This is a genomic window from Variovorax sp. P4_B11 (assembly GCF_056402355.1).
This window is the reverse complement of the sequence record NZ_JBFUHO010000118.1, coordinates 1-9,287: the sequence shown is the minus strand read 5'-3', so window position 1 is coordinate 9,287 and position 9,287 is coordinate 1. Positions and strand designations below refer to the sequence as shown.

Here is a 9,287-nt window from a genome sequence, read left to right as displayed (position 1 = left end):
GTTTTCGCAGGCCCGAGCGCGCGCAGACTTTTCTATCGAGCTTCGGTCCCATCCGCCAGCACTTCGCTCTCAAGCGTCATTTGCTGCGCCCATCGCTTTACCGCAAACAGCTCGCTGCGCGCTTTGAGGCATGGCACCTTTTCACCGGCCTCGGCCAAAATCCGTCCACCGCCTTCTGAGCCCAGGCATCCCTGTCGTTTTTGCAACCTGTCATGCCTAACGTGACAATGCCGGTGGAAGCCTTCATTGCCAGTCTCCAGCGGATTCGCTCCCTGACCGAGGACAAGAAGGACCCGGTCACCGTGCATCTGACCACGCACCCATTCTCCAACGGTCTGACCGAATCCAAGGCCCTGCTCAAGACCCGCAAGCCTGGAGACGAGCATCCGCTGGTCGATCCCAAAGGGTTCCAGAAGCAGCTGGACGCGCTCCAGGCGGGTGCTGAACAGCGCCTGGCCATCGAGCGGGCGAAGAAACCGAACTGACCGTCGAGTCGACGGCCGCCCGCAACGTCGGCCGTCCCGAAGACGAAGGTCGAGTGTTCAGCTCGCCGGCAGAGCCCCTTTGGCGGTTCGCTGTTGTCGCAGCAGATCGCAAAGTGCCTGAGCAAAGCCTTCAGCCGCAGGCGAGGTGACTCGACGGATGGGCCGGTAGAGGCAGACCTGTCGCATGACTTCGGGCTCGATCACGCGCCGCATCGTCAGCCCCCAACGCTGCTCGGCCCACACGCCGACGTAGGCCGGCGACAGCGTGGCGGCCAACCCTGCCGCCGCGATGCCGAGCGCGGTCGACACGTTGTCGACCACGTCGATCGGCGTGATGCGCTCCTCATCAGGCAGGCCCAAACGCATTTGAGCCACGCTTCGCTCATGGTCGCGACCGGCGGTGACGAGGGCGTGCGATCGAAGGTCGCGCCAGCGCACCCGCCTCTTGGTCGCCAGGGGATGGTCCGGCGCACACCAGAGCACCCAGGGGCTCTCGAACAGCGGCACGCGCTCCACGTCGTCCCCCGTGGGGCGATCGGGACCGATCGCGAAGTCGACATCCCCGTCTGCCACCTGATCGACCAGTTGCTCGACGGCTGCGTCCCGAATTCGAACCACCACCTTCGGCCGCACCTGACCGTAGCGCCGAATCGCGTCGGGAAGAATGGAGCTCGCAATGACCATCGGTGCCGCAACGCGCACCAATCCAGCAGCCCTGTTGCGCAGGTCGGCCGCAGCCGATTCGGCGAGCCGCAGATTCTTGAGCACCACCGAAGCGGAGCCAAGAAACTCCCGTCCCGCAGCGGTCAACGCCACGCGGCGCGTGCTGCGCTCGAAGAGCTTGAAGCCCACGGCCGCCTCGAGTTCGTTGACCAGTTGGCTGATGGCCGACGGGGTGAGCGCCAAACGATCCGCCGCGACGCTGAAGCTCAGGGTATCCGCGACGGTTGCGAAGGCATCGAGTTGACGAACGCTGTAGCGGGGAAAAGCCATGGACGTATTCTAAAGATCTACTAACAAATAGAGCAATATTTGTTGATTGTCTTCAAGACGATCAGGAGACACACTTCGAGCCGAAGCCCAGGACATCCAACAAAGAGACACCCCGATGCTCGATACCGCCACTCATCAGGCACTCGCCAAAGAGCTGCATCACTCCGAGCGGACACGCTTGCAGGTCGAGCACTTCTCAAAGCGCTACCCGGCGATGGAGATCGCCGACAGCTACGCCATTCAGCGCCAATGGATGAAGCTCAAGGTGGCTGAAGGCCGCAGGGTCATGGGCCGCAAGATCGGCCTGACCTCGCGCGCCATGCAGATCTCGTCGAACATCACCGAGCCCGATTTCGGCGCGCTCCTCGACGACATGTTCTTTCCCGAAGGCGCAGACATTCCGGCCGGCCGCTTCATCCTGCCCCGGGTCGAGGTCGAGCTGGCCTTCATCCTCAAGCAAGGGCTGCGCGGCGCCGACGTGGACATCTTCCAGGTACTGGCGGCCACTGACTACGTGGTGCCGGCCATCGAGATCATCGATGCTCGCATCGAGCAGGTCGACCGTGTGACCAAGGCACCGCGCAAGGTGCTCGACACCATTGCCGACAACGCGGCCAACGCCGGCATCGTGCTGGGCGGCAGGCCCGTCAAGGTCGATGCCATCGACCTGCGCTGGTGCGGCGCGTTGCTCTACAAGAACGGCGTGATCGAGGAGTCGGGCCTGGCAGCCGCCGTGCTCAACCATCCGGCCAACGGCATCGTTTGGCTGGCAAAAAAGCTGGCGGCACACGACGAGGGGCTGGAAGCCGGCGAAGTCGTTCTCGCGGGCTCGTTCACGAGGCCGGTGGCCGCGGCCGCCGGCGATGTCTTCCACGCCGACTACGGCCCCCTCGGTGCCATCGCCTTCAGATTCGTATGATCATGCAAACACCCGACAACATCTTCAAGCAGGCGCTCGCACGCAACGAGCCCCAGATCGGCTTCTGGCTGGCGTTGGCCGACAGCTATGCGGCCGAGCTGTGCGCCGGCACCGGCTTCGACTGGCTGCTGATCGACGGCGAACATGCGCCGAACGACCTGCGCTCCATGCTGGCCTCCCTGCAGGCCGTGGCCTCCTATCCCGTGCATCCCGTGGTTCGAATTCCGCACAGCGATCCGGCCTTGATCAAGCAGGTGCTCGACATCGGCGCCACCACGCTGCTGGTCCCGATGGTCGAGTCGGCAGCCGAGGCGGCCCAACTGGTGCGCGCCATGCGCTACCCACCACAGGGCATCCGCGGTGTGGGCAGCGCCATCGCCCGTTCGGCCCGCTGGTCGCGCTACCCGAACTACCTGCACGAGGCCAACGAGCGCCTGTGCCTGCTGGTGCAGGTCGAATCCCACGCAGCGCTCGAACAAGTCGAGGCCATCGCGGCGGTCGACGGCGTGGACGGCGTCTTCATCGGCCCGTCCGACCTGTCGGCCTCGATGGGTCACCTCGGCCAGCCCGCGCACCCCGAGGTGCGCGCCGTCATCGACACGGCGATCGATCGCATCGTCCGTGCCGGCAAGGCCCCAGGCATCCTGTGCGCCGACGAAGCGCTGGCCCGGCATTACCTGGGGCTGGGCGCGCGTTTCGTGGCCGTCGGCGTCGACACCAGCCTCCTCGTCAGGGCCGCCACCGGCCTCGCGGCACGCTTCAAGAATCCCGGCGCCGCACCGGCAGCGGCCTCCAGCAGCCCGTACTGAGCTCGCCGAGGACACATCGCCATGACGAACGCGCTCGACGCGCTGCGGCGCAGCTTTGCCGGTCGCCTGCTGACCGACCCGGCCGACACCGCCCCCCTGCTGACCGACTGGCGTGGCAAGTGGACCGGCGTCGCCATCGCGGTGGCCCAGCCCGACACGGCCGCCGATGTCGCAGCCGTGCTGCGCTGGTGCCATACGCACCGCGTGCCGGTAGTGCCGCAGGGCGGCAACACGAGCCTGTCGGGCGGCTCGGTGCCCGATGCCAGCGGCCGCGCGCTGCTGCTCTCGCTCACGCGCCTGAACAAGGTGCGCGCCATCGATACCGAGGGCAACACAATCACGGTGGAGGCCGGCGTCACGCTGCAGCAGGTGCAAGAGGTTGCGCGGGAGGCAGGTCGACTGTTTCCATTGAGCCTGGCGGCCGAAGGCAGCTGCACCATCGGCGGCAACCTGGCCACCAACGCTGGCGGCGTCCAGGTGCTGCGCTACGGCAATGCACGCGAGTTGTGCCTGGGGCTGGAGGTGGTGACTCCGGAAGGCGAGGTTTGGGACGGGCTGCGAGCGCTTCGCAAGGACAACACCGGCTACGACTTGCGCGACCTCTTCATCGGCGCCGAAGGCACGCTGGGCGTCATCACGGCGGCGGTCCTGAAGCTTTTTCCTCCACCGGCCGCACGCGTGGCAGCGTTCGTCGCCACGCCAAGCCCCGCTGCTGCACTCTTGTTCCTCCAACTGGCGCAGGCGCAATTGGGCTCGCAGCTCACGGCGTTCGAATTGGTCAGCGATGCGTGCATCGAACTGGTGCTCGACCACGTGCCCGCCGCGCGCCGGCCCCTGACCGATGTCTCACCGTGGTACGTGCTGCTCGAAGTGTCCGACAGCCAGGACGACGCTCATGCCCAGGCAACGATCGAAGGTCTGTTGGAGCGCGCGCTGGAAAGCGAGCTCGCCACCGATGCTGCCGTGTCCACGTCGCTCGCCCAGTTCGAGGCACTGTGGGCGCTGCGTGAGGACATCTCGGAGTCACAAGCGGCCTGGGGCAAGACCATCAAGCACGACATCTCGCTGCCGATCTCGCGCATCCCGGCATTCGTGGAAGCCACCAACGCGGCCGTGAAACAGGCCTTTCCGCAAGTGCGCATGGTGGTCTTTGGCCACCTGGGAGACGGCAATCTGCACTACAACGTGTCGCCCGACACGCCGATGCGCGGGCCCGCCGAGGTGGCGGCATTCGAAGCGCTCGAGGCGCCGCTCAACCGTCTGGTGCACGACGCCGTGGCGGCACAAGGTGGGTCGATCTCGGCCGAGCACGGCCTCGGCGTGCTGCGCCGCGACGAGTCGGCCCGCTACAAATCGCCCGTCGAGCTGAAGCTGATGCACGCCATCAAGCAGGCGCTCGACCCGCACGGACTGATGAACCCCGGAAAACTGCTGGGCTGACCCCAAGGACCCCCCTGATCATGACCACCCCCCTCCTCAACGTCGCCGGCTTCGAAGTGTCGCCGGACCACTACATCGACGGCCGACGCGTGCCCTCGACCGAGACCTTCGAACTGCAGTCGCCGATCGATCAGCGGGTCCTCGGCCGCATCAGCGAAGGCACGGCCGAGCATGTCGACGCTGCCATCACCGCCGCAAAGCAAGCCTTCCCGGCCTGGGCCGCGCTCGGTGCGGCGGGACGAAAGCCCTATCTCGACCGATTTGCCGAGGAGATCGGCAAGCGCGCCGACGCTTTCTGCAACCTCGAGTCGAACGACGCCGGTGTGCTGCTCTCGCGCATGAAACATGGCGTGGTCCCACGCGCGATGCTCAACATCACGTACTTCGCCGAGCACGCATTGACGCTGCAAGACAGGCCGATCGAGACCGAGCAGGCCACCCACATCGTGCGGCACGATCCCGCCGGCGTGGTCGCAATCATCACGCCCTGGAACGCTCCGCTGATGCTGGCCACCTGGAAGCTCGGGCCGGCCCTGGCCGCAGGCGACACGGTGATCGTCAAGCCTCCGGAATGGGCCCCGCTGACCAGTTCGCTGCTGGCCGATGCAGCGCACGCAGCGGGCCTGCCGCCCGGCGTCTTCAACATCGTGCAGGGCTCAGGCGCCAACACTGGCGCCAAGCTGGTGAGCGACCCGCGAATAGCGCGTGTGTCCTTCACCGGTTCGGTCCCCACTGCCAAATGGATCGCGCAGGCGGCAGGCGCCAACCTGGTGCCTTGCAGTCTCGAACTCGGCGGCAAGTCGCCCTTCATCGTGCTGGAAGAAGCAGACCTCGACGCCGCCGCCTCGACCGGCGCACTGATGTACCGCAACGCCGGCCAGGTGTGCCTGGCCGGCACGCGCTTCCTGGTGCATTCGAAGATCGCCGACAAGTTCGTCGACGCGATGCGCAGCTATGTGGACAAGCTCAATATCGGCGATCCGCGCGATGAGGCGACCGAGGTCGGCCCGATCATCCATCCACGGCAGCTCGAACGGGTCAAGGCCTTCGTGGAGCGTGCCGTGGCCGACGGAGCCGAACTGCTCTGGGGCGGTGAGGAACACCCCTTCGGCAGGCAGTACTACCGGCCGACCATGGTCACGAGAGTGCGGCAGGACTCCGAGATCGTGCAGAACGAAGTCTTTGGCCCGGTGCTCACGCTGCAGACCTTCGACACCGACGACGAGGCCGTGGCCATGGCCAACGGCACGGACTACGGGCTGGGCGGCGTCTGCTACGGCGAGGTGGCGCATGCGACCGCCATCGCCGAGCGCGTGGCCACCGGCTTCATCTGGGTCAACTCCTTCGGCATTCGCGACCTGGCCGCTCCTTTCGGCGGCATCAAGCGCTCGGGTGTCGGCCGCGAGGGCGGCGACTGGAGTTTCGAATTTTTTTGCGACGTRAAAGACGTCGTCATTCCGAAGAAGCCCTTCCGGGCCAGCTTCAGCCAACGTTAAAGGAGAACCCGAAATGGGAAAAATTGTGGGCGCTGCCCTGGTCTCGCACCACCCCGGCTTGATGCAATGCGAGGAATTTCGGGTGCTTCAAGGCGCCGGTGCCGATTCGGATCTGATCCCTGGCTACGCCCGTTTGCGCCAGCGCATCGCCTCGACCAGTCCCGATGTCGTGGTGATCTTCGACTCGCATTGGTTCACGACCGGCTACCACCTGGTCGATGGCGCCGAGAGCTACCAGGGCACCTACATCTCCGATGAGATGCCCTGGTACCTGAACGGCGTGCACTACGACTATCGGGGGCACCCTGCCCTGGCCATGGAAATCGAGGCCGTGTCCCGCGAACAGGGCGGCTACAACCGCGTCATCAATCATCCCGAGTTGGGCAAGCAGTACGCCACCATCAACTTGGTGAAGCACCTGCGGTTGGAACATGCGAACCTGCCGGTGGTGACGGTGTCGTCGTGCCAGAACTGTGACTGGCAACATTTCTTGAAGTCGGGTGAAGCGATCGGCGAGGCGATCCGCCGCAGCGGCAGCCTGCGCGTGCTCCTCTTGGCCTCCGGGGCGCTGAGCCACAAGTTCAATCCGATCGACTGGAAGCCGAATCATCCGCGCATCTTTCACGAGAGCAACGTGTCGCGGCCTGAAAACATCGAGAGCGACAAGAACGTCATCGAATTGCTCAAGCAAGGGCGCCACGACACCGTGCTCGAACGCTGGGACGGCGAATACCGGAAGCTGCCCTGGGAAGCGTTCGGTGCCCACTACCTGCAGATGCTGGGTGCACTCGGCGGCGCGGAGTGCCGTGCCAAGGGCGAGCAATTGTCCGCCTACGAGAACGCACGCGGCACCGGCAATGTCCACATGTGGTTCGGCAGCTGAACCCGGCACAAGATTAGAGATGAGCATGTACGAATTCCCCCCCGCGTCTTTGCCTGCCGTCATGCAGGGACCGCGCGTCGAGCGCAGGCACATCCTGCTGGGCGGCAGTCCCTTCTGGGGCACCGTGGTCGAAACTGGCGCCGAGGCCGGCCGGTTGCGCCTTGACGACGGGCGCCTCGTCGATCTCGCCGACGTCACGCACCTGCCGCCGGTCGCGCCGAGCAAGATCATCGCGGTGCATATCTCTTACAGCTCGCGCAGCTTCGAAACCCGCAACAAGGCCAAGCCCACGGAGACACCGACCTACTTCACCAAGCCGCCGACTGCGCTCAACGGACACCGCGGCCAGATCCTCAAGCCGGCCGATTGCCTCTACCTGAACTACGAGGGAGAGTATGCAGTGGTCATCGGCAAGACCTGCCGCAATGTCACGCCGGACGAAGCCTGGAACTACATCGAGGGCTTCTGCCCCGCGCTGGACATGGGGCTGCAGAACTTTCGGGACACCGACCAAGGTTCGATGCTTCGCGTCAAGGGTGCGGATACGCTCTTGCCCATCGGGCCAGGCATCGTGCGCGGGGTCGATCTCTTTGCCCAAACGCTGCGCACCTATGTCAACGGCCTCGTCGTGCAGGAAGCACATATCGGCGACGAAACGATCTGGGGGCCGCACTACGTGATCGCCGACATCGCCAGGCACATCACGCTGGTGCCCGGCGACGTGATCCTGATGGGGACGCCCTGCCATTCGCGCTCGGTGGATCCAGGTGATCTGGTGGAATGCGAGATCACCGGCCTGGGCCGCGTCGCCGGCACGGTGGTCGCCATCGATGCCCCGCGAGCCAGTGCGCTGGGCGTCGGTCATCCACCGACCGACACCGCCGAGGTACGCCGGGTGGCCTTTGGTTTCGACGAGCGCGTGCCCGAGCGTCTGAAGAACAACCTGCGCCAGGCACACATCCCTCAGCCCTGAGACACCGTCATTTCAGCTTTTGCCTGCAAACACATGGAGACTTGTCTATGAATCCCCCTCGCCGCAAGGTTTTGAAGTTCGCATTCGCGTCAGCCGGCGCTTCGCTCGCTGGCCTTCCCCTGCTGGCACGCGCCCAATCCATCGAGACCGCACGAATCGTCTCCGGCTTCGCAGCCGGAGGCACCGTCGACACGCTGGCTCGACGTGTGGCCGACAAATTGCGGGGCGACTATGCCAAAGCCGTGGTCGTCGACACGAAGTCGGGTGCCGGTGGCCAGATCGCCATCCAGACGATGAAGACCGCGCCCGCGGATGGCAGTGCGTTGCTGGTCACGCCCATGTCGATGGTCGGCATCTACCCCCACACGTATAGGAAGCTGGCCTACGATCCCGTGGCCGACCTGACGCCCGTGTCGCTGGGCGTGGTCTTCGACCTGGCCTTCGGCGTCGGTCCGATGGTTCCGGCCAATGTCAAGACCATCTCGGATTTCTTTGCCTGGTGCAAGGCGAACCCGTCGCTGGCCAACTTCGGCTCGCCCGCGGCAGGGTCAGTGCCCCACTTCGCTGGCGAGCTCATCGGGCGCGCTGGCAAGATCGACCTGCGGCATGTCGCATTCCGCGGTTCACAACCGGCTCTTCTCGACATGATTGGCGGCCAGATCGCCGCCGTCTCGGCGCCAGTGGGTGAATTCCTTCCGCACCTGCCCGGAGGCAAGGCGCGTTTGCTGGCCACCACCGGCGCGCAGCGCAACCGCTTTACGCCCGACGTGCCGACGCTGGCCGAGCAAGGATTCAAGGACCTGGTGTTCAGCGAATGGTTCGGTTTCTATCTGCCGGCCAAGACCCCGCCCGACATCGTGAGCAAGGCCAATGCGGCCATTCGCTCGGCACTCGCGAAGCCCGACGTCGTCGAGGGACTGGCCTCGATGGGGCTCGAAGCCAAATCGTCCAGTCCAGCTGAACTGGCAGCGCTGCTGAAGTCGGACTACGAGCGTTGGGGACCCGTCGTCAAGCAGATCGGCTTCACGGCAGAGTCCTGAGCACACCTTTGGGGATAGCTTCCATTGAGCGACTGATGCAACAGCACGACAACCTCATCAACGGCGAATGGCGCGCCGCCGCCAGCTACAGCGCCAACCTCAACCCGAGCAACCTCGGCGACGTGCTGGGCCAGTACGCGCAGGGCGACGCGGCCCAGGTCGACGCCGCGATCGCGGCCGCCACGGCCGCCTTTCCCGCCTGGTCCACCGGCGGCATCCAGGCGCGCTCCGAATCCAGGCGCGCTCCGA

10 protein-coding genes and 1 pseudogene are annotated in these 9,287 nt (G+C 65.5%); 10 read left to right on the top strand and 1 reads right to left on the bottom strand.

The window, feature by feature from the left end:
• Both AC1DYD_RS40530 and AC1DYD_RS40525 read left to right on the top strand, forming a co-directional pair.
• Positions 1-179: pseudogene (locus AC1DYD_RS40530) on the top strand (IS6 family transposase); the annotation flags it as partial.
• A 33-nt stretch (positions 180-212) separates the two neighbouring features.
• Positions 213-485 (top strand): hypothetical protein, encoded by a 273-nt coding sequence (locus AC1DYD_RS40525; RefSeq protein WP_478178358.1) that lies wholly within the window; start codon positions 213-215, stop codon positions 483-485.
• 57 nt (positions 486-542) lie between these two features.
• Here AC1DYD_RS40525 and AC1DYD_RS40520 read toward each other — a convergent pair whose 3' ends face one another.
• Complete coding sequence (locus AC1DYD_RS40520) at positions 543-1,478, bottom strand: LysR family transcriptional regulator (RefSeq protein ID WP_478178357.1); 936 nt, start codon at positions 1,476-1,478, stop codon at positions 543-545.
• Positions 1,479-1,593: 115 nt separating this feature from the next.
• On the opposite strand from AC1DYD_RS40520, the gene hpaH reads away from it, so the two are divergent.
• The 8 genes from hpaH to AC1DYD_RS40480 form a co-directional block, all read left to right on the top strand.
• Positions 1,594-2,397 carry a 2-oxo-hept-4-ene-1,7-dioate hydratase gene (gene hpaH / locus AC1DYD_RS40515; protein WP_478178356.1) on the top strand — a complete coding sequence of 268 codons (804 nt, stop codon included), beginning with the start codon at positions 1,594-1,596 and terminating at the stop codon, positions 2,395-2,397.
• Positions 2,398-2,399: 2 nt separating this feature from the next.
• Positions 2,400-3,206, top strand: a complete 807-nt coding sequence (hpaI, locus tag AC1DYD_RS40510; RefSeq protein WP_478178355.1) for a 4-hydroxy-2-oxoheptanedioate aldolase — start codon at positions 2,400-2,402, stop codon at positions 3,204-3,206.
• Between the two features lie 21 nt (positions 3,207-3,227).
• On the top strand, positions 3,228-4,646 hold the full coding sequence (locus AC1DYD_RS40505) for an FAD-binding oxidoreductase (protein WP_478178354.1): 1,419 nt from the start codon (positions 3,228-3,230) through the stop codon (positions 4,644-4,646).
• Positions 4,647-4,666: 20 nt separating this feature from the next.
• Positions 4,667-6,142 (top strand): aldehyde dehydrogenase family protein, encoded by a 1,476-nt coding sequence (locus AC1DYD_RS40500; protein ID WP_478178353.1) that lies wholly within the window; start codon positions 4,667-4,669, stop codon positions 6,140-6,142.
• 13 nt (positions 6,143-6,155) lie between these two features.
• Positions 6,156-7,025, top strand: a complete 870-nt coding sequence (locus AC1DYD_RS40495; protein ID WP_478178352.1) for a DODA-type extradiol aromatic ring-opening family dioxygenase — start codon at positions 6,156-6,158, stop codon at positions 7,023-7,025.
• A 25-nt stretch (positions 7,026-7,050) separates the two neighbouring features.
• Complete coding sequence (locus AC1DYD_RS40490; protein ID WP_478178351.1) at positions 7,051-7,998, top strand: fumarylacetoacetate hydrolase family protein; 948 nt, start codon at positions 7,051-7,053, stop codon at positions 7,996-7,998.
• A gap of 47 nt (positions 7,999-8,045) precedes the next feature.
• On the top strand, positions 8,046-9,038 hold the full coding sequence (locus tag AC1DYD_RS40485) for a Bug family tripartite tricarboxylate transporter substrate binding protein (RefSeq protein ID WP_478178350.1): 993 nt from the start codon (positions 8,046-8,048) through the stop codon (positions 9,036-9,038).
• A gap of 35 nt (positions 9,039-9,073) precedes the next feature.
• Positions 9,074-9,287, top strand: a 214-nt coding sequence (locus tag AC1DYD_RS40480; protein ID WP_478178349.1) for an aldehyde dehydrogenase family protein, incomplete at its 3' end; no start/stop codon positions are given.